Origin of the sequence: Muriicola sp. E247 (assembly GCF_041358175.1) — a bacterium.
Lineage (GTDB): Bacteria > Bacteroidota > Bacteroidia > Flavobacteriales > Flavobacteriaceae > Muriicola.
In genome coordinates this window covers 81,591-102,441 of sequence record NZ_JBGKBE010000005.1, presented here as the reverse complement: position 1 = coordinate 102,441, position 20,851 = coordinate 81,591, and the positions used below count along the sequence as shown (strand labels likewise).

22 protein-coding genes are annotated in these 20,851 nt (G+C 42.2%); 13 read left to right on the top strand and 9 right to left on the bottom strand.

Translation table 11 applies throughout. The features are described from left to right. Positions 1–24 precede the first annotated feature (24 nt). From ACA086_RS09195 to ACA086_RS09175, 5 genes are all read right to left on the bottom strand, one after another. Positions 25–447 carry a VOC family protein gene (locus ACA086_RS09195; protein ID WP_371003022.1) on the bottom strand — a complete coding sequence of 141 codons (423 nt, stop codon included), beginning with the start codon at positions 445–447 and terminating at the stop codon, positions 25–27. A gap of 65 nt (positions 448–512) precedes the next feature. Further along, positions 513–1,352, bottom strand: a complete 840-nt coding sequence (locus ACA086_RS09190) for an alpha/beta fold hydrolase (protein WP_371003021.1) — start codon at positions 1,350–1,352, stop codon at positions 513–515. A gap of 96 nt (positions 1,353–1,448) precedes the next feature. Beyond that, positions 1,449–2,411 carry a DUF4440 domain-containing protein gene (locus tag ACA086_RS09185; RefSeq protein ID WP_371003020.1) on the bottom strand — a complete coding sequence of 321 codons (963 nt, stop codon included), beginning with the start codon at positions 2,409–2,411 and terminating at the stop codon, positions 1,449–1,451. Between the two features lie 94 nt (positions 2,412–2,505). Then, positions 2,506–3,051: a hypothetical protein gene (locus tag ACA086_RS09180; RefSeq protein WP_371003019.1), complete on the bottom strand. Its 546-nt coding sequence runs from the start codon at positions 3,049–3,051 to the stop codon at positions 2,506–2,508. A gap of 48 nt (positions 3,052–3,099) precedes the next feature. Then, positions 3,100–4,614 carry a helicase HerA-like domain-containing protein gene (locus ACA086_RS09175; RefSeq protein WP_371003018.1) on the bottom strand — a complete coding sequence of 505 codons (1,515 nt, stop codon included), beginning with the start codon at positions 4,612–4,614 and terminating at the stop codon, positions 3,100–3,102. 57 nt (positions 4,615–4,671) lie between these two features. Between ACA086_RS09175 and ACA086_RS09170 the strand changes: the two genes are divergently transcribed. Both ACA086_RS09170 and ACA086_RS09165 read left to right on the top strand, forming a co-directional pair. Further along, positions 4,672–5,124, top strand: a complete 453-nt coding sequence (locus tag ACA086_RS09170; protein ID WP_371003017.1) for a RidA family protein — start codon at positions 4,672–4,674, stop codon at positions 5,122–5,124. 58 nt (positions 5,125–5,182) lie between these two features. Continuing rightward, positions 5,183–5,815: a 7-carboxy-7-deazaguanine synthase QueE gene (locus ACA086_RS09165; RefSeq protein ID WP_371003016.1), complete on the top strand. Its 633-nt coding sequence runs from the start codon at positions 5,183–5,185 to the stop codon at positions 5,813–5,815. 37 nt (positions 5,816–5,852) lie between these two features. On the opposite strand, the gene ACA086_RS09160 is transcribed toward ACA086_RS09165, so the two are convergent. Next, on the bottom strand, positions 5,853–6,656 hold the full coding sequence (locus ACA086_RS09160) for a hypothetical protein (protein WP_371003015.1): 804 nt from the start codon (positions 6,654–6,656) through the stop codon (positions 5,853–5,855). 88 nt (positions 6,657–6,744) lie between these two features. Further along, positions 6,745–7,458: a class I SAM-dependent methyltransferase gene (locus tag ACA086_RS09155; protein WP_371003014.1), complete on the bottom strand. Its 714-nt coding sequence runs from the start codon at positions 7,456–7,458 to the stop codon at positions 6,745–6,747. A 90-nt stretch (positions 7,459–7,548) separates the two neighbouring features. Between ACA086_RS09155 and ACA086_RS09150 the strand changes: the two genes are divergently transcribed. After that, entirely contained in the window at positions 7,549–8,043 is a 495-nt protein-coding gene (locus ACA086_RS09150) for a YkgJ family cysteine cluster protein (protein ID WP_371003117.1), read from the top strand. A gap of 38 nt (positions 8,044–8,081) precedes the next feature. Further along, complete coding sequence (locus ACA086_RS09145; protein ID WP_371003013.1) at positions 8,082–8,927, top strand: sterol desaturase family protein; 846 nt, start codon at positions 8,082–8,084, stop codon at positions 8,925–8,927. Here ACA086_RS09145 and ACA086_RS09140 read toward each other — a convergent pair. Then, positions 8,918–10,267 carry an exo-beta-N-acetylmuramidase NamZ domain-containing protein gene (locus ACA086_RS09140; protein ID WP_371003012.1) on the bottom strand — a complete coding sequence of 450 codons (1,350 nt, stop codon included), beginning with the start codon at positions 10,265–10,267 and terminating at the stop codon, positions 8,918–8,920. The genes ACA086_RS09145 and ACA086_RS09140 overlap by 10 nt on opposite strands. 3 nt (positions 10,268–10,270) lie before the next feature. Between ACA086_RS09140 and ACA086_RS09135 the strand changes: the two genes are divergently transcribed. The 9 genes from ACA086_RS09135 to ACA086_RS09095 all read left to right on the top strand — a co-directional run bounded on the left by ACA086_RS09135 (position 10,271) and on the right by ACA086_RS09095 (position 19,298). Beyond that, positions 10,271–11,512, top strand: coding sequence for an ABC transporter permease (locus tag ACA086_RS09135; protein WP_371003011.1), 1,242 nt, complete (start codon positions 10,271–10,273; stop codon positions 11,510–11,512). Positions 11,513–11,598: 86 nt separating this feature from the next. Continuing rightward, a complete protein-coding gene (locus tag ACA086_RS09130; protein ID WP_371003010.1) occupies positions 11,599–12,579 on the top strand; it encodes a PLP-dependent cysteine synthase family protein in 981 nt (326 codons plus the stop codon). A 37-nt stretch (positions 12,580–12,616) separates the two neighbouring features. Further along, entirely contained in the window at positions 12,617–13,909 is a 1,293-nt protein-coding gene (locus tag ACA086_RS09125) for a M20/M25/M40 family metallo-hydrolase (RefSeq protein ID WP_371003009.1), read from the top strand. 3 nt (positions 13,910–13,912) lie between these two features. Continuing rightward, positions 13,913–14,692: an aldose 1-epimerase gene (locus ACA086_RS09120; protein ID WP_371003008.1), complete on the top strand. Its 780-nt coding sequence runs from the start codon at positions 13,913–13,915 to the stop codon at positions 14,690–14,692. A gap of 2 nt (positions 14,693–14,694) precedes the next feature. Beyond that, positions 14,695–15,354: a Crp/Fnr family transcriptional regulator gene (locus ACA086_RS09115; RefSeq protein WP_371003007.1), complete on the top strand. Its 660-nt coding sequence runs from the start codon at positions 14,695–14,697 to the stop codon at positions 15,352–15,354. Positions 15,355–15,381: 27 nt separating this feature from the next. Beyond that, positions 15,382–17,127, top strand: coding sequence for a SulP family inorganic anion transporter (locus ACA086_RS09110; protein ID WP_371003006.1), 1,746 nt, complete (start codon positions 15,382–15,384; stop codon positions 17,125–17,127). 44 nt (positions 17,128–17,171) lie between these two features. Beyond that, positions 17,172–18,581 (top strand): rhodanese-like domain-containing protein, encoded by a 1,410-nt coding sequence (locus ACA086_RS09105; RefSeq protein ID WP_371003005.1) that lies wholly within the window; start codon positions 17,172–17,174, stop codon positions 18,579–18,581. Positions 18,582–18,732: 151 nt separating this feature from the next. Further along, positions 18,733–18,942, top strand: a complete 210-nt coding sequence (locus tag ACA086_RS09100; RefSeq protein WP_371003004.1) for a DUF2892 domain-containing protein — start codon at positions 18,733–18,735, stop codon at positions 18,940–18,942. Between the two features lie 173 nt (positions 18,943–19,115). Then, on the top strand, positions 19,116–19,298 hold the full coding sequence (locus tag ACA086_RS09095; protein ID WP_371003003.1) for a hypothetical protein: 183 nt from the start codon (positions 19,116–19,118) through the stop codon (positions 19,296–19,298). A gap of 113 nt (positions 19,299–19,411) precedes the next feature. On the opposite strand, the gene ACA086_RS09090 is transcribed toward ACA086_RS09095, so the two are convergent. Next, positions 19,412–20,785, bottom strand: a complete 1,374-nt coding sequence (locus ACA086_RS09090) for an exonuclease domain-containing protein (protein ID WP_371003002.1) — start codon at positions 20,783–20,785, stop codon at positions 19,412–19,414. Between the last annotated feature and the right edge of the window lie 66 nt (positions 20,786–20,851).

Sequence of the window (20,851 nt, the reverse complement as noted above, 5' to 3'; positions counted from 1 at the left end):
ACCAGAAACTTGTGCTGAAGAATGTTATTTTGCAAACAATTGCTCCATATCCTTAAACGCCTTAAACTCCAAAGCATTTCCTGCCGGATCAAGGAAGAACATAGTGGCCTGCTCACCTACTTCTCCTTCAAAGCGTACATAGGGTTCAATTATGAATTCAACTCCCTTCTTCTTTAATTCCGCTGAAAACTCCTGAAAGTCATTCCAGGGAAGAACCACTCCGTAATGTGGAACGGGAACATTTTTACCATCTACAGGATTCGTGTGTGTTTCCTCATTCGTCCTGGGCTTGTAATGTATCACCAATTGGTGCCCGAATAGATTAAAATCTACCCAGTGATCACTGCTCCGACCTTCAGTGCAATTAAGGATTTCCCTGTAAAAGGTTCGGCATTCATCAAGGTTGTGTACCGGAATTGCAATATGAAAAGGAGTTAATGAAGACATAGTTTGAAGATTGAGATATGAGAATTAGTTAAGCCCTTTTTAGGCAGATTAAAAATATCTCTTTTTTATGAGTTCAGAAAATCGATAATTTCCTTGCTTACAAAGTCCTGGTGCATGGAATGACCAAATCCTTCAGTGCTGATCAACTTACTTCCCTTCCATTGTGCATGTACCTCCTGTGAAGCCCTGAATGGGGCAATGGTATCTAGCTTGTCGTGAATAAGGAATCCGTCAATGTCGAGTTCCTTTGCGAATCGGGAGGTAGAAAAATCAACAATCCGAAATCCAAATTTATCAATAATCAATTCATCGAGGGCCTGCATTACGCGATCATTGAACTGCAGTATTTCCTGGTATTGCTTCATTACATCCTGCATCTCTGAAGGAGAGCCGATGGTTACTATTTTTTGGAGGGAATTTTTAGGGTATAAATACTGGTGATAGATTGCATTCATGCCCCCTACCGAGTGGCCGATTAGATAATCCGGTTCATACCGGGTAACCATTTTTTTTGTACAGGCGGTATACCTGATAACGTGAAACAATTTTCCTTTAGACCAGCCATGGGCGGGAGCATCAAATGCAACGATATCGTACCCTTCTTCTTTGAGAAATCCGATCATATTTCTCCAGCGATAGGTATTGCTCTCCCAACCATGGAGAAGCATCACCCTTTTTCCGGGTCCTTTCCAGTGATAGGTCTGGATTTCCATGTCATCAACCTGCACTTTTTCGAATGTAGCCTTTTTGAGAAATTCTTCCTGAATGGGCAAAACCCTCCCTTTTCTGGGCGTACAAAAAAGTCGGTACGCTTTAATAGCCGCCGCTCTTTTGGAGAAGAAGGATAATAAATTGAAAGCTAAACCATAAATTTTTGGAACTATGCGCTTTAAGTACGTGGTCATCCTAATCGATCTATTTTAAGTAGCTTATACTTGGAAACGCTAGTATTCATGCATTCTGAAAATCCTTATGGAAAACACTATTAATAGAAAATTAATTTAATTATCTGCTACTCGATTCCATATATCGAGATACATCTTCCATTCATCAGCAACTTTTTTCCATACAACTACATATTTTCCTCTAAACGTTGCTTCATTTCCTTCTCCACTAACTGATCTGCCATTATAATAGCCATAATCAAAGGCATAATTTCCAAGAATATTAATCTCTTCAGGTTGCAATTCATGATGCAGGATACGGCTTCCTTCGGGTAAGGTCCATCGTTTTTTTATGGCATCTCTACCCTGAATGATGGTAGTGTTATTCGGAAAAATTTTTCCATCTACAGTGTATGAATTCGCAATACTTTCATAATCTCCATTTTGATAAGCCTCTGAAAATTTTTTCATGGAAGTCAGTATGCGTTGCCTTTCACTTTGAACACCCGGACTGATTCTTTTTTTACATTCTATTTTCCAGGTAGGAAATGAAAAAGTTTCATCAGTATTTACCCATTCGCCAAGCCATTTAAAACCATCGGAATTAATTTCAAAAAAAGTTATTTTATAGTACCCATCGAGGCCATTAGGTGCTTTTTGTTTTCGGTACAAAACAATATCTCCGTTTGCTGATTTGTTCCCTTCCCAGGCAGGTAAAATGGTTGAGGGTGATCCGGAACTGTAATAATGGACATACCAGCGTGTACTATCCTTTACAAATTGACGAATACTGCCCGAGTGTTTGCCGTCTGCTTTCAGCGTTTCATCCTGAACGCCTAAGCCGTTCATAATGTATTTGAATCGCCATATCATATCTACCGGTTCTCCCCAACTTTGATCCGCATTCCTGGAAACAGATGAACAATCGCACTCCCCAATCAAGGGAGCAAAATCTAATAATTCTTGTGGTGCTTCCGGATTTGGCAGGCCATAGGGATGTTCCGGGGATGGATCATACTCGTATTGAGCTGATATGAATTGGGTGAAACAACATAGAAAAGCCAGGGTGATTTTTTTCATAATGAGGTTATTTATTCTCAATGTAATGAAACCTGGGTTGGATTTGTTTTAGCTTAGGAATTAATTAACAGGGAAATTCGTCATATCCTAAGGCTTAATTCCATCCCACCATCATATACTTGATCTTAGCATTATCGGGGATTTGAACCAAATCGATATCGGAGTTATTAAACCGGAGTTCTGCGGGTAACTCATCCTTGCTGATCGTAAAATACAGATCGCTCTCTTTGATCAAAATAACTACATTGTTTAGGGAAGTGATCACTTTCTTCACAGTAAGCTTATCTCTAATCTCGCCAAAAGTGCTAGAAACAGAGATACCTTCCCCGGTGGTAAACCTCGCATCGTGGATCCGTATATTGGTAATACCGGGAATGCTGTCCTCTGAAGGGGTGATACTCAGCAACTGTTTCCCGCCTTTTTCAAATACTTCGATTATTCCTGAAGCTCCCTGATTATTGGGTAAAGACGTGGGTCTGACAATTGAGTCTTCTGTAAAAATGCGATCCAGATCCTCAAGGGTGGCCGACTTTTCAAGCAAACCAACGCGGTCTTTTGTAATATTGAACCTGGGATCCGGCTCTTTTTTACAAGCGGCAAGAAGTATAAAAAGAAGGCATATGCCTGTGAAATTTTTCATGAATAATTGTTTTTTAGGATTGAGTAGAAAACATGGAAATGATTTTTCTCACTTCATAACTTTCTTTAGAATGCCAAGGACCCCTCTTATAAAAGTGGCACTAGTAAGTACTTTTACCACAGGATTCTGCCGGGTACTTCTGCTTCTGGTACTCGTTGATCTGGATCTGCCTGAGGATCGGGTTTCTTCTTTCTTAGCTTTGGCTTCAGCTTTTTCGATCTTCTCATTCAACATTTCATAGGCACTTTCCCGGTCAATTGTTTCATTGTATTTATGTACGAGTCGGGAATTGTCAATAACCTCTTTTAATTCTTTTTTGGTCAAAATATCCATTCTGCTCATCGGCGCTCTCAGCAGGGTTGCTGCCAGAGGGGTAGGACGCCCTTTTTCATCCAGCGCACTGATCAATGCCTCACCTATCCCGAGGGAAGTAAGAACTTCCTTGGTATCGTAATATTCTGATATGGGGTAATTTTCCGCTGTGAGTTTAATCGCTTTCCTGTCTTTGGCTGTAAAAGCCCTGAGGGCATGCTGCACTTTTAATCCCAGTTGGGCAAGTACGGCATCAGGGACATCTGTAGGATTCTGTGTGACAAAATACAAGCCTATACCTTTGGAACGGATGAGTTTTACAATGCTTTCAATCTGGTCTAACAAGGCTTTTGAGGCTTCCTTAAAGATGAGGTGGGCCTCATCTATAAAGAGAATAAGTTCGGGTTGGTCACTGTCTCCCTGCTCGGGGAATGTGGCGTACACCTCTGCCAACAAGCTCAGCATAAAGGTAGAAAACAACTTGGGCCGGTCCTGGATATCGGTAAGTCTTAAAATGCTTATCATCCCCCTGCCATTTTCATCGATTCTGGTAAGGTCGTCCACATCGAATGACTTTTCACCAAAAAACAGGTCGGCTCCCTGCTGCTCTAATTCAATGACTTTACGCAGAATAGCCCCTGTGGAGCTTGTGGCGATCCTTCCATAACTTTCTTCAAATTCCTTTTTCCCTTCTCCAGTGGCATACTGCAAGACTTTCTTGAAGTCCTTGAGATCGAGGAGGGGTAGTTTGTGGTCGTCGCAATATTTGAAAATTACGGCAACGATACCCTCCTGGGTCACTGTGAGGTTGAGAATCCTGGAGAGCAATATCGGTCCGAATTCGGATACAGTTGCCCGAAGCTTTACCCCATCCTGTTCTGAAAGAGAGAGGATTTCAACAGGAAATTTCCTGGCCGTAAAGGGAAACCCTATTTTTTCGTGTCTTTCATCAATTTTGGGATGGCCCGGACTGGGCTGGGCAAGGCCGCTTAAATCCCCCTTCAGGTCCATTAACAGGACTGGAATTCCTTTATCAGAGAGGTTTTCAGCCAGTACCTGGAGTGTTTTAGTTTTCCCCGTTCCCGTAGCGCCTGCAATAAGGCCATGTCGGTTAAGTGTTTTCAGAGGAATTTTCACCAGGGCATTGGTGACGGTTTCACCATCTAGCATAGCTGCTCCCATGGATATAAAGTCACCCTTGGTAGCATACCCTTTTTCTATATGTGCGTAGAATTCGTCCTTCCTACTCATGTTTCCTAATTTTCGATAAAAATAGGGTAATTTTAAGCAACATTAAAACGACTAATTATGAATCAATTCTTTACACTCTTTCTACTGTGCTTCTTTCTGTGTTCTCCTTTGGCGATGTCCCAGGAAACCGGGGAAATTATATTTCATAAGTCTCATGAACCCAAAAAACAAATGGCCCCTTTCAGTGATGCCGTGGAAGTGGGTAATATGTTTTTCCTCGCCGGGCAAATCGGGATGGATCATACAACAAGAACCAAGGTTGAGGGAGGAATACAAGCTGAAACAACCCAGGCTATTGAGAATATTAAAGCCGTCTTGGAACAGCATGGCCTCGGTCTTGAAAATGTTGTAAAATGTACGGTAATCCTTAGTTCAATGGAAGATTTTAGCGCCTTTAATGAGGTGTATTCCAGATATTTTGTCAATAAACCCGCCCGTACCACCTTTGCAGCCCTGGGTCTTGCCCGAAATGCAAGGGTAGAAATAGACGTAATCGCTGCCAGGAATTAAGGCAGGCAAGGCAGGGTATTTCTGAGGTTTCTCCATAAGTTAACCTTATCTTTGTGCCATGGAAGTAAAATCGATCATGGAGCTGGTGAATAAGGGAAAGATGCTTCCTTTAATGGAGGAATTTTATACTATTCAGGGAGAAGGATACCACAAGGGAACTGCTGCGTATTTTATCAGGATAGGAGGTTGTGACGTGGGCTGCCACTGGTGTGATGTTAAAGAGAGCTGGAACGCCGAAATACACCCTCCGACTGCCGTTGAAAGTATTGCTGAAAATGCCGCAAATTATTCTGATACAATTGTAGTTACCGGGGGAGAACCATTAACATGGGATATGACACCTCTTACCTCCCTGCTGAAAGAAAAGCTACTCAAAACCCATATAGAAACCTCAGGGGCTTATCCCCTCAGCGGGTCATGGGATTGGATTTGTTTAAGCCCTAAGAAAAACAAGGCCCCTGTCGGGGATATCCATCTCCGGGCACACGAACTAAAAGTAATTGTTTACAACAAGGATGATTTGAGGTTTGCTGAAGAACACGCCGCCAAGGTAAGTGAAAATTGTGTGCTTTATTTACAACCGGAATGGAGTGTGAGGGAAAAAGTTACACCTCTTATCGTGGATTATGTAATGGCCAATCCCAAATGGAAGGTCTCCCTTCAAACTCACAAATATTTAAACATCCCCTAAATCAGGGAAGAGGGAACGACCTGTCTAAACACTTTGTTTACCTGCCTCCGTTTGCCTGCAAATCAGTAATACATTCGGCATCCAGGCCAGGTACAGGGGCCTTTCCTGATGAGATTCGTTTATTCATCATTCCAAGTAAGCCACCGCCAAACTGCAATTCGGCCCGCATCAGGCAACCACTGATATCACAATGGTGTTCCGCACTGGGATCTTCATGAGAATTTACAGGTGGTGACCCCAGATCTACCAGACCCAGCAAATGTCCAAACTCGTGATTTAGGGCAGCAGTTTCTACGTCGGCAATGGTAACCTGACTGCTATTTACGGCAAGGTCCCTCACCGTAGATTCGTAGATTACCATAGAAGTATTGCGATACACGGCACCTAAAGTAACGGTTCCTTCCTGGGGATCGTCGGCATCTGCCGGAGCATCAGCAAAGTATATATAAATTGCAAGGGTTGAACCTTCATTATAAGCTGTACGATTATCACTTTCCAGATCTGCAATTTCCTGTAAACTCAGGTCATTTTCATTCGGACTGGGCAATTCAAGATATTGTATCTCGATATCCTGTTTAAATGTGCGTGCCTGTAGAAAGGCCTGGAAATTGTTCATGGCTTCTGCACTGGGTTGAAATCCGGTGACATATCCAATTTCAATAAGTAATTTGGTAAAGGTATCATTGGTAAGGATGTCATTGGCCGAATCACCTGTCGACAATAAGTTAGCTGACTTGTCGATAGGATCGGGGCCATTACCTCCAGGGTTGTCCGTATCCTTAGAACAACCAGCAATAAGTAGCAAGCCAATCAGGAAGAAATAATATCTTTTTATCATCATTACGGTCTTATAAATCTATGATATCTATACACTTATAACAAGTATAAACTCTAAAACCCTACATAAGAACGGCAAAATAACCTCGCTATTATGCCTTTAACACTAATCTGGCCAAATAGTCGTAATGAACTCCCATCCTTACAAGTTTGCAATCAAATCCCGCTTTCAGGGCTTCACCCTGGAGGGTATTGTAATCGACAAACAACCATGGAAAAGGTTTACTTTTTAAATTTTTATACTGCATCTCGTATGTAAGCTCCCCGTAATAAGTGCCATCGTTGGGAATCCAGAACCCTCCATCGTCGTCCCTATCGAACATATAAATAATATCGCTTGAATCAAAAATAATCTGACCTCCGGGATGGAGCAATTCCTTTGCCTTTTGAAAGAACTGAGTTAGTTTTGACACTTGCCCTACAATACCTATCCCATTCATCAGTAATAAAAGTGTGTCAAATTTACCGCCCTGGTAGTTCCAGAAATCAGCCTGAACGACATCTGTTAATCCGCGTGACTTGCAGGCTTGTATTGCCCCGGGAGATATATCGATTGATGTCACATCTAATCCCCTGGATGTTAAGTGCAAACTGTGGCTTCCTGCACCACAACCCACATCGAGTACTCGACCACTGCACAGGCTTAAGGCAGTTTTTTCTAAATCGGGCATGGCTTGGTAGCTCCTGAAGAGATGTGATACCGGGATGGAATCCTCATCTCCAAGGGAAGAAATAGTGAAAATCTCACCGTCCTTTTCACCCATCTGGTAATCCAGAATTGCCTTGCCGAACACATCTGCACCCATTTCGCCTTTTCTTTAATGCAAAAGTGGGATATTTGTTGCGGTAAGGAAAATGAAATCTGGGTGAAATTAAATAAGGATAACGAAATGAGTATGCAGGATATCCTGAAGGTCCTTCCAAAATTGGCCAGGGAGAAAGAGCGTGAAAACCGCCAGTTTTTTAGCCGCTTGAAGCGAAGACCTCCAAAAAATCTCGATAGCATTGCACAAGAGCTGCATCATAATGAATTTGAGCATACAGACTGTCTTAGTTGTGCCAATTGTTGCAAGACGACGGGCCCGCTTTTTACACGCGCCGATATCGACAGGATCTCAAAGCATTTTAAAATGAAGGCTGCCAGCTTTGAGGATACTTATCTAAGGACGGATGAAGATGGCGACCATGTGTTGCAGGAACTTCCATGTGCGTTTCTGGGTTCTGATAACTATTGCAGCATTTATGAAGTTCGGCCCAAGGCTTGCAGGGAATATCCGCATACGGATCGAAGGCGGTTTGAACAACTGGGTAAACTAACCGTTAAGAATACTTTCGTTTGTCCTGCAGCGTATAATATTGTGGAGGAAATGAAAAAGAGGATAGGAAACTGATTCTGATATTTATCCTCAATTTGATTATTTTTGAGTTTATGGAAACTTTGATTCAATATTTCGAAACCATCCCATCGAGTCACAGAAGTCTGATCCTGGTTCTGGGGATTACTTTCTTCTGGCTGCTGGAAGGTGCCGTACCCTTGTTTCGTTTTAGTTATAAAAAGTGGCGACATGCCGTGCCTAATTTTTTCTTCACCTTTACTACAATAGTTATCAATTTTGCCCTGGCTTTTCTGCTTTTAAAAACCAGTGACTGGGTCGCGGCTAACGAATTCGGACTTATCAACTGGTTGCCGGCTATGCCTCTCTGGAGTTATATTTTGCTCGGTGTCTTGTTACTCGATTTTTTTGGGGCTTATCTGGCCCATTATGTGGAGCACAATGTAAAACCCTTATGGATGATACACCTGGTGCACCATACAGATCATGAGGTAGATACTACAACGGCCAACAGGCATCACCCCCTGGAAAGTCTTATCCGATTTTCTTTTACCCTTTTCGGAGTTTTTCTAGTGGGTACTCCTATTGGAATTGTCATGCTTTATCAATCGCTTTCCCTTATAGCTACACAGTTTAGCCATGCCAACATCAGATTGCCAAGACAAGTAGACCGAATGATCAGCTATATTCTGGTGTCCCCTGATATGCACAAGGTCCACCATCATTATGTATTGCCTTATACCGATTCTAATTATGGAAATATTTTCTCCATCTGGGACAGGTTATTTGGGACTTATATGGAATTAGACCGGGAGGCCATTGTCTATGGTGTTGATACCTTTCCGGACAAAAAAGAAAATGGTTCTATTCTGGGCTTGCTGAAACAACCTTTCCACAAATACCGCAAACCTACCGGGGGCGAGGATTCTTCTCAGGGATAGAGGAGGTATTTCTTCCTGATCTTTTTAAAGGCGTTCAGATCTGTCTCCCAGGATTCTTTAATTTTTTCTTCGGAATACCCCGCCTCAATTTGCTTTTGTAATTTCTCTGTCCCTGCATGCTTGGTAAATCCTGAAGTATTAAAAAATCGTTCTTTTTCTTCACAGTTATTATATGCTTTGATAATCCATTCCAGTGAAACCTTGTCAAGCCTGGGAACACTACTTAGGTCTTCCCCAAAACACTTAATTCCCAGATGTTTTGGCGATTTTGCGCCTGGATTGGATTCAGGGATATAGCTGAAGTTATAAACAGAAGGATTGAGAATCGGGGCCCCATAGCGCTGGAACTGATAGTCTGTTCCCCTCCCTGCATTGATATTGGTGCCTTCAAATAAACCCAGGCTGGGGTAAAGATTAATGGCCTGGTCATTGGGTAGGTTTGGAGATGGTTTGAGAGGGAGGCTGTAGGATGTCTGATGCGTGTAGTGCTCTAAGGGAACTACCGTTAATTCTGCCCTAGTTCTTTTCTCCAGCCAGCCTTCTCCATTGATCATCTGCGCGTATTCTCCGATGGTCATCCCATAGACCAGTGGAATGGGCGTCATACCCAGAAAACCTGTAAATTCGGGTTCCATACTGGGACCGTCAATATAATGCCCATTGGGATTAGGACGGTCTAAAACAATAACCGGTATGCCTGATTCTGCACATGCTTCCATCACTAATTGCAGGGTAGCTATATAGGTATAAAACCTCACCCCAACATCCTGGATGTCGAATAACACAACATCAAGTCCTTCTAGTTGTGCTTTCGTAGGTTTCCGATTCGCCCCATAAAGGGAAATAATGGGGAGTCCACTGCGTTGATCGATTCCATCCTTCACTTTTTCACCTGCATCGGCTGTACCCCGAAATCCATGTTCAGGAGAAAAAACACGGATAAGATCCATGTCTAAAGCAAGCAGGGAATCAACAAGATGAGTGTAGGAGGTCTTTGCACCGACATCTTTGTTTTTTTCTCTGAAGATCACACTGGTTTGGTTAGCAACAAGACCAATTCTTTTTCCGCTAAGTAAGGGGAGATATAGCTCGGTTCGGTTCGCTCCAACAACAAGCCCCTCTTCAGAGGTGAGTATTTCTACCGCAGGTAGATCTTTTCCGGCAGCTGAAGCCCGTGCAGCTTTGTCCCCGCATCCATAGAGCAGGGATGCCGTAAGGATACTTAGTCCAAGGATCAGTCGACCCGTCAAGGCTGTCCCATTGAGTAGCTGCTTTGAAAGTTCAGAAACATCAGTAACTAACAGATGAAAACTGTATTTTTGAGGGAGAAAAAAAAACATCGGTTGAATTTAGAACTGTTTATCGCAAAACGCCTTATCAAAGGTAAGCAGCATAAAATTAGCATATCTGCTCCAATAATAAAAATAGCGATTGCGGCTATTGCTTTGGGGATTCTGATGATGCTTATCGCCGTATCCACAGGGGTCGGACTTAAATACAAGATCAGGGAAAAAATAGCGGCTTTCAACGGGCATATACAGATATACAATTACGATAATAACAATTCCGAGGTCTCTGTCATTCCGGTGTCTCTCCAACAGGATTTCTATCCCGATTTTAATTTGGTTGAAGGTGTCAGGCATATTCAGGCCGTTGCCACCAAGGCAGGGATCATCAGAACCGAAGATACTTTTGAGGGTATTATCGCCAAGGGGGTGGGGGAGGATTACGATTGGACCGCCTTTAAAGATTTTCTGATAAGAGGAGAACTTCCCGATTATAGCTCCAAGCTCAATTCGGAAGTACTCATGTCTGCTTTGATGGCAAGCCGACTCCAAATGGATGTGGGGGATGAGTTTTTTACCTTTTTCCTGAAGGAAGAAGATCCGTCGAAGATCCCTAATCAGCGAAAATTTAAAATTACGGGGATTTATGACAGTGGATTTGAAGAATTTGACGGCACCTACATCATAACAGACATAAGGCATATCCAGCGGATGAACCAATGGGAAAGTGAAGAGGTTGGGAACTTTGAGGTTTTCCTCACTGATTTTGATACCATTGAAGAAAAAAGTGCAGAGATCTACGGCCAGACACTGAGTACCCTGGATACCCAGACCATTAAAAACAAATACTATAAAATCTTTGAGTGGATTGGGTTGTTCGATTTCAATATCGGAATCATTATAGGGATTATGATCATCGTAGGGGGGATCAATATGATCACGGCCTTACTGGTACTCATCCTGGAGCGAACCCCAATGATAGGTGTACTCAAAGCTCTCGGGGCTGCCAACTGGAGTATACGAAAAGTCTTCCTCTACAATGCGGCTTACCTTATTCTTATCGGCTTGTTCTGGGGAAATTTATTAGGTCTGGGCCTGATTTGGTTCCAGGATCGTTTCAGATACTTTCAATTTCCCAATCCCCAGGAATATTACATCGACTACATTCCCGTATATATGGATCTGCCAACTATCCTTTTACTAAATGCGGGGGTATTGCTACTCTGTATGCTGATGCTCCTTATCCCTTCGCATATCATTACAAGGATTAGTCCGGTAAAAGCAATCAAATTCGATTAATTCTTTTGCGGACTCTTATAAAATGATACCGTCAAAATTGAGGACTTTTTAGGCCTAGATTTTGTGAACCTGTATCTTTGCACCCTATGAAATATGCAGAAAACATTTTAGGAACCGTTGGGGATACTCCCCTTGTTAAACTAAACAAACTGACCAAGGATTTGCCATGCCTTGTCCTGGCCAAGTACGAGACCTTTAATCCGGGAAATTCTGTTAAAGACCGTATGGCAATTCAAATGGTGGAAGATGCTGTGGCGGAAGGAAAACTCAGGCCGGGGGGCACCATAATTGAAGGGACTTCTGGAAATACAGGTATGGGCCTGGCCTTGGTTGCAGTGGTAATGGGCTATAAAATGATATGTGTAATCAGCGATAAGCAATCGAAGGAAAAAATTGATATTCTCAAGGCCATGGGTAGTGAAGTTCATGTATGCCCTACCGATGTCGCTCCGGAAGATCCCAGGAGTTATTATTCTACTGCCAAAAGACTGTCTGAGGAAATTCCCAATTCCTGGTATGTAAATCAGTACGATAATCCATCAAATACCAAAGCGCATTTTCTGACTACTGGCCCTGAAATATGGGAACAAACCGATGGTAAGGTCACGCATTTTGTAGTGGGTGTGGGTACTGGTGGAACGATTTCGGGAGTAGGCTCCTTTCTGAAATCGAAAAATCCCAATATCAAAATTTGGGGAGTAGATACCTACGGATCTGTATTTAAGAAGTACCACGAGACCGGTATTTTTGATAAGGATGAAATTTACCCCTACATTACAGAGGGCATAGGGGAGGACATTCTGCCTGAAAATGTCAATTTTGATATCATCGACGGCTTTACCAAGGTGACCGATAAGGATGCAGCTGTGTATACACGGCGTCTGGCCCGGGAAGAGGGAATGTTCCTTGGGAATTCGGCAGGGGCTGCTATTAAAGGCGTTATTCAGTTACAGGAGCATTTTACTAAAGATGACGTAGTTGTGGTACTCTTTCACGATCATGGCAGCAGGTATGTCGGGAAAATTTACAATGATGAGTGGATGAAAAAACAAGGCTTTCTTGAATAGTTTTCCTATCTTTTGAAGCCAAAACAATCCCTTGAAAATGCGTAAAATCCTGATTTTGATGATGGCCAGTGCCATCCCCTTGTGCTCCTTCTCCCAAAAATTGACTGGTCTTGAAAGTAAGATCATAGCTTCCGTTGAAAAGAACAATGATGAGGCTATAAGTTTTCTGGAAAAAGTAGTCAATATCAATAGTGGAACTCTAAATGCCAGGGGGGTAAAGGAGGTAGGGACTGTTTTTCAGGAAGCTTTTGAAGAATTAGAATTTACAACACGATGGATTGACATGCCCGAGGAAATGAACAGGGCAGGTCATCTTTTCGCTAAGACAAGCGGAAAAAAAGGAAAAAAAATACTACTTATCGGACATCTTGATACGGTTTTCGAGGAAAACAGTCCGTTTCAGAAATTTGAAAAAATTAACGACAGTATAGCCCATGCCCCGGGAGGAAATGATATGAAAGGCGGGAATGTTATCATTCTCTATGCCCTTAAAGCCTTGTATGAGCAGAATCTGTTGGGGAATGCACAGATTATCGTAGCCTTTACCGGGGATGAAGAGAGTACCGGCAAACCCCTGGAATTGAGCAGGAAAGATCTTATAGAAGCTGCAAAACGAAGTGACATCGCCCTTGGGTACGAAACCTCTACAGGATTTAATTATGCCACTGTAGCACGGCGAGGAGCCTCCGGGTGGGAGGTTGAGGTACAAGGCAAACGCGCACATTCTTCAGGAGTATTTAGTGAGAGAACCGGTGCCGGAGCCATCTTTGAGATGAGTCGGATCCTGAACTCGTTCTACACCGAAGTCAGGGGAGAGGAATTCCTAACATTTAATCCTGGAATCTTACTGGGAGGTACTTTTGTAGACTACAATCCCTTAAAAAGCACAGCAGAAGTCTTCGGAAAATCCAATGTGGTCGCCCAAACGGCTTATGTTAAAGGCGGTTTGCGATTTATTTCAGAAGAACAAAAAGCGAATGCACGGGAAAAAATGAAGCAAATTGTAGCGGATAATTTGCCCAATACCTCGGCTACTATATCATTTACTGATAGTTATCCTGCCATGCAGCCCACAGAGGGAAACATGAAGTTACTGGCGGCCTTAAATGAGGTGAGCCAGGATCTGGGGCAGGGAGAAGTTTTAGGCTATGACCCGGGAAAAAGGGGAGCAGCCGATACTTCTTTTGTGGCTGATTATGTAGATTGTCTTGACGGCCTTGGGACTATGGGCTCCGGAGCACATACACCTGAGGAAACGGTGAATCTAAAAACGATAGAGGCACTTACAAAACGATCTGCAATACTGATCTACCGCCTTATCAATCAATAGTCTATGGTTACACTAAAAAATAATAATCAGACTATTGTCATCGACTCAGGAGAGATTATCAGTTATCAACTTAATGAATATGAGTATCTTCATCAGAAGGGCAGCCCGGGCTGGGGGCATACAGATACGGAAATGTTCCCCATTATAGGCCCTACTGAGAAAGCGGGATACAGGGTGCAGGTGCCAAAAGGCAATGCTATTCAGGATCAGCATGGCCTGCTTCGTGAACTCGAGTATTCTCTGGACAGTGAGGACGCTCATTCGGCAAGTTTTAGCAAAGAATACATTGCCGGTACAGTGATTCAGAATTCGAAGTACCCGGAGCGGTCTAAGGTAGGTCGACTCATATGGCCCTTTAGTTTTCGGTTTGAAAAGCGAGTTGTTCTTTTAAAAGACTGTTTGGAAATTACCTTTGTCATCAGTGGCGACAAGGATATGCCTTATATGCTTGGTTATCACCCCGCGTTTAAATTGCGATCGGCTTCTGCAGGGGTTGTATCAGACGATACTTCATACAGTCTGGATGAGGTCATGGCTGCAGGAAATATTGCCTTGCATGTGCCTGAGAAAGAAAGTATAATCCTGAAGGACGAAAGGGAACTGCAGATAATGAGTAGCGGGTTTGGTCATTTTATGCTCTGGTCACCCGTTTCAAATATGATTTGTATAGAGCCGATTACTTTTTATCCATATGCTGTGGAACAACCGTTTTTACACGAAGGATTTAAGCATCTCAATCAACCCGAAGCCGAATTCAAGTTAAGAATAATACCAAAAGGATAACAATGGACAACCAGAACAAAATAGAATTAGACCTTGAACTTCTCAAGGAACTCTACGGGTATTTATTCGAGGATGAACTGCTGGAAGAAATATTTACCACAGGGAAACTTCAAAATGTGAAACAGGGGAATTATCTTATCGATATTGGAGATTCTATCACTTTTATGCCTTTGATAATCAGTGGGGCGATTAAAATCATGCGAGAGGATGAGGCAGGAGAAGACCTTCTTCTGTATTTTATTGAAAAGGGTGATACCTGCGCAATGACACTATCCTGCTGTGTAAAAAAAGGGACGAGTAAGATCAGGGCGGTGGCCGAGTCTGATGTGGACCTGCTGATGATTCCTGTGGAAAAAATGGAGGACTGGATGGGTAAATACAGGAGTTGGAGGGCATTCATTCTGGATAGTTACAATAACAGAATGGAAGAATTACTTGAAACTGTAGATACTCTTGCCTTTATGAACATGGACGAACGGGTGTTAAAATACCTCAGGGATAAGGCCATGGTAAATCACAATGATGTTATCCACGCGACACACCAGGAAATTGCAGCGGACCTACATACGTCCAGAGTCGTAATCTCACGGGTATTAAAAAAGATGGAACGAGAAGGGATCATTGACCTTCAGCGCAGCCATATAAAGATCAATTCGCTATGATTCCATAGCAAGTGATTACTATTAGAAATGCATAATATATTTCCATTTACAGCCTGGATCAGGAAGTATAGATGGTCATTCCTGCCTAAAGATCTGTTGGCCGGACTCACCGTGGCCATTGTATTAATTCCTCAAGGCCTCGCCTATGCTCTTATTGCCGGATTACCTGCTGTGTACGGCCTTTACGCTTCCATGGTACCTTTGCTGATCTATACTTTTTTTGGTACCTCGAGATCTCTGGGAATAGGCCCGGTGGCAATGGATTCGCTTCTTGTTGCGGCAGGTCTGGGAGCTATCGCCTCTGTAGGTCCCGAAAATTATATAGCCATGGCTATTTTGCTGGCTTTTATGGTAGGGGCTTTTCAGTTTTTACTCGGGTTGCTGAGGATGGGATTCCTTGTGAATTTTCTATCGAAGCCCGTCATAAGCGGCTTTACTTCCGGAGCTGCATTGATCATAATGTTTAGTCAGTTAAAATACCTGCTGGGGACCGATATCGAAGGGAGTAACCAATTGCATGCCATCATCTGGAATGCCTTAGAGAAAATGGCAGAATTAAATCCTTACGATTTGGGAATAGGGCTGATAGGAATCCTTCTTATCATAGTATTAAAAAGATTGAATAAGAAGCTGCCGTATATTTTAATAGTGGTAATTCTGGCTATCCTTAGCGTATATCTTTTTCAATGGGTCGATAAAGGCGTAGATATTGTAGGGGAAATTCCTAAGGGTTTGCCGGAAGTAGTCCTGCCATCGGTATCGCTCAATTCTATTATGCAGTTGTGGCCCATCGCCCTTACTTTATCCCTGATCGGATATCTGGAAACAATTTCTATAGCCAAGGGAATTGAGGATAGGATGAATAGAGATCAGCTCGATGCAAATAAGGAACTTGTGGCATTGGGACTTTCAAATATGACGGGTTCACTCTTTCAATCCTACCCGGTTACAGCGAGCTTTTCAAGGTCAGCTATTTACTATGAAGCAAAATCAAAAACGAATCTGGCAACTCTTGTCACAGCGTTAATCGTACTTCTCACTTTGCTTTACCTGACACCTTTACTTTATTACTTGCCTAAAGCATCTTTGGCTGCTATAATTATGGTATCGGTATATAATTTAATCGATTTTAAGTACGCCCGTGAATTATGGAAATACAGAAAAGATGAGTTTTTTGTCCTTCTGGCTACCTTCGCAATTACTATTTTTATTGGAATCATGGAGGGAATTATCGTCGGGGTGGTGATTTCGCTGCTCCTGATGGTCTATAGAACTTCCAATCCACATTTTGCTGTCCTGGCAAATATAAAAGGCACTCCTTACTACAGAAATATAAGGAGGTTTGAATCTGATGCTTTGGTAAGAAATGATTTACTAATTGTACGTTTTGATGCTCAGTTATATTTTGGAAACTCAGGATTTTTTAAGTCGCGCCTCCTCAACCTTATTGATCAGAAAGGCCCGGAACTAAAAGCGGTGATCCTAAATGCAGAGGCGATAAATTACATAGATTCCTCGGCAGCTCATATGTTGCGAAATCTCATTGAGGTGATGTATGAAAGGGGGATCCACTTCTATATTGCTGGCGCCATTGGGCCTACAAGGGATATTTTGTTCTCAAGCGGACTTATGGAATTATTGCCAAAAGAGTGTCTTTTTGTGGAGACACGGGAAGCTGTTTCATTTTTTGATGATCCGGCAAAAAAGTCGGAAATTCAGGATAAAGTAGCCTTACAAAGGAATTCGCTTGGTAACAAGGGTTACTCAAGCTAGGGGATATTGCCTTATTTTTGCGAAGAAATTAAACAAAAAAGACTATGACTATAGAACAGATTTATACAGGATGCCTGGCTCAGGGTGCTTATTACATTGAGAGCAAGGGAGAGGCGGCCATTATAGACCCTCTCAGGGAGGTTTCCCCTTATATTAAAAGAGCGGAAAAGGATAAGGCTAAAATAAAATTCGTATTTGAAACTCACTTTCATGCCGATTTTGTGAGTGGACATGTAACGCTGGCTAAAGAAACAGATGCCCCCATTGTCTATGGACCGAAAGCAGACCCCACCTTCGATGCCTATATAGCAAAAGACGGAGAGGAATTTAAACTTGGTGAATTAACAATTAAAGTTTTGCATACTCCGGGACACACTATGGAGAGTACTACCTACCTTTTAAAAGATTCAAAGGGCAAGGATGTGGCAATATTTTCCGGGGATACCCTTTTCCTGGGAGATGTAGGAAGGCCTGATCTTGCTCAGAAAGCGGCACATATGACACAGGAGGATCTTGCCGGATTGTTGTACGATAGTCTGAGAACCAAGATTATGCCTTTGGCCGATGATGTTATTGTATATCCAGCACATGGAGCAGGTTCTGCGTGTGGAAAAAATATGATGAAGGAGACAGTAGACACCCTTGGAAATCAGAAGAAAGTAAATTACGCCCTTCGGGCTGATATGAGTAAGGAGGAGTTTATTCAGGAGGTGACAGAAGGCCTGCTTCCCCCTCCTAAATACTTCCCACTGAATGTAAAAATGAACAAGGAAGGCTACGAAGATATAGGGGATGTTCTTAAAAGGGGCACCAAGGCATTGACCCCTGATGAGTTCGAAAACCTGGCAAATGAGACCGAAGCGGTTGTACTCGATGTCAGAACCCAACAGGAATTTGTAAAAGGACATATTCCCAGATCAATTTTTATCGGGTTAAATGGTGATTTTGCCCCCTGGGTGGGGGCCTTGATCGCCGATGTGAATCAGCCCTTGCTTTTGGTGACACCTGAGGGCCAGGAAGAAGAAGCAGTTACCCGTTTATCGAGAGTTGGATTCGACCGTACCCTCGGTTTTTTAAAAGGAGGATTCGAAAGTTGGGTAAAGGCTGGAAAAGATACCGATACCATTGTTTCTGAACCTGCTGCAGATCTCAAAAAGCAATTAGCCGATGAATCGGCCCCGGTGTTTGATGTGAGGAAAGAAACGGAATACCTCTCTGAACATTTGGTAGGCTCAGAAAATACTCCCTTGGACAACATCAATGAACATTTAAATACTTTTCCTGCTGAACAACCTTTTTACCTTCATTGTGCGGGAGGTTACCGATCAGTGATAGCAGCTTCCATTCTGAAGAGCAGGGGTGTTCATAATCTGATTGATATTGGCGGAGGTTTTGATGCCATGAAAGAGGCGGGAATGGAACTTACAGATTACGTATGTCCTACAACCCTATGATTGAAATCATTTGACGCCTTAATTGGCTGAATTACCTTAGGTTAGTAAAATTGAAACGGGCATTGAAATTTGTCGGAGTATGTATCCTTTGTCTGGGTTTAATATACCTGGTGGTTCAGCTCGTACATAGACTAACTTAAAACCAATTCAGATGAAAAAGAATATGGGTGTCTTAGATAAACTGATCAGAGTAGTTGTGGCTTTAGTAGCGGGTGCTTTGGTTTATTACGAAGTTGTAACCGGAATGTATTCATATGTTCTCCTGACGATCACAGCAATTTTTCTTTTTACAAGTCTGATTGGTTTTTGTCCACTCTATGGGATTTTTGGCCTTAATACATGTGCTGTGAAAAGTAAATGAAAGTTATACGGAATCTCTGCCAGCCCTCAATCAATTTTTTGCCTGATACCCCAACTCTTTAATGTTGGGGTTAACTCATTGTTTCTCTCTATTTGGTTATTTTGAATTATTTCTACTAACCCACTTCAGTAGAAAGGGAATTTGTGTATTTTTATTTTAAATAACTAACAGGAATGTTGAAAAACTTTGTTCAGAGTGTAGGGGTAATCAATATTATTCTGCTCCTTTGTGTTCTCTCTATCATAGTGGTCTCTGAATACCTTTACCTTACCGGGAATAAGCTCGATGCCATTTTTATAGCCTTCTGGGCGCCTACCATCCTTGGATTTATGAACTATTTTAAATACAGGAAGTGATGGATTTTATACTTGCATATTCCATATTCGTCGCTTTTATCTTCCTGATCTGGATGGTTTTTGTCGTAAGAATGTATCGGGAATTCAACAAGAAATAATAACTGAATACCTCTTTATTCTTGCCCTATCAGAAGTACTTTGTTTTGGTTTCTGAAAGTATACGAACTTATAAGGCGCCTAGCTTCAAGAGTTTCTGTTTGGGGTGTAACATAGGCCATTACATCTTCCAGCGATGAAATTTGCAGGTCCTTGGGGATAAATCCATACCCGCAATACAATCCATCGCGAACTACTACCAGTGCATCTTCCTCCGGATTCCTCCCTTGCTCTTTGATTATAAAATTTTCCCGTTCAGAAGTGACATAGTCAATGGCTTTCTGTACTTTTAAATTGTATTCAATTATATTTTCTTTTCCTCGGCAAATTCCTGAACAAGGTCCAAGTCGGAAATGGCTGCATTGAGCAACACCATCCTGGAGATGGCAATATTTGGCGCATAATTCAAATTTAGCACAAATCTGTTCCAGGAATTCCCTGCTTTCAGTAAGCGAATACAAGGTGGTTAAAGGCTGAGGTACACTATTGATTTTTGAAAAAGCTAGGTGTAAAATTCCATCCCTGTCTTCATATGAAAAAATAGCAATCCTTGGCACCTTCCTTTTCTGAGCCCTGTTATAAAGGGGATATAGTTTTTTGATTGCATGGTTTTCCATCAAAAGGGCTACGAGTTCATTTCCTGATAATTCAAAATCGATTGTCCGGGTTGCCCGGCACATTTTTATTTCCTTTTCACTTTTATCATAAAAATGGCTCAAGACCCTTTTTTTTATGTTTTTTGCTTTGCCAGTATATATAACTTCTCCTTTATTATTTTTAAAATAATAAACGCCGGGCTTTTGAGGTAGCCTGATATATTGTGCTTTGGGTAATGAAGGAGGAAGGGTTGCTTCCTGGGATCTTGCATTCAGGAACTTTTTTAGTGTAATATCGATTCCTTCAGTTTTTAAAATTTTCGAAAACAAAAGAACCGTAGCATGGGCATCACCTCTTGCGCGGTGTCTGTTTTCAAGGGATACCCCGAGGGAGCTACAGAGTTTACCCAGACTATACGATCGATACCCTGGAAATACGGCCCTTGAAAGACGTACTGTACACAACTTTTTCCTCACGAAGTTGATGCCCAGCTGTTCAAATTCATTCCGGATTACATTATAATCGAAGTTGACACTATGAGCAACAAAAATACAGCCTTCGGTGATCCGTAGGATATCTTCAGCAATATCTTGTAACAGAGGGGCATTTCGGACGGTATCATTGTCTATACCTGTAAGTCCGGTAATAAATGGCGGTATCTCACATTCGGGATTAACCAGGGAAGTAAATTCTTCGGTAATCTGTTTTCCATTGAATTTAAATATAGCGATCTCGGTGATCTTATTGCCTTTGATCCCGTTTCCTGTGGTTTCAATGTCTATAATACAATACACTCCTTGCTTCTTACTTTAAAGGTAGTAAATCACAAAAAAAGGACAACAGATGTTGTCCTTTCTTCC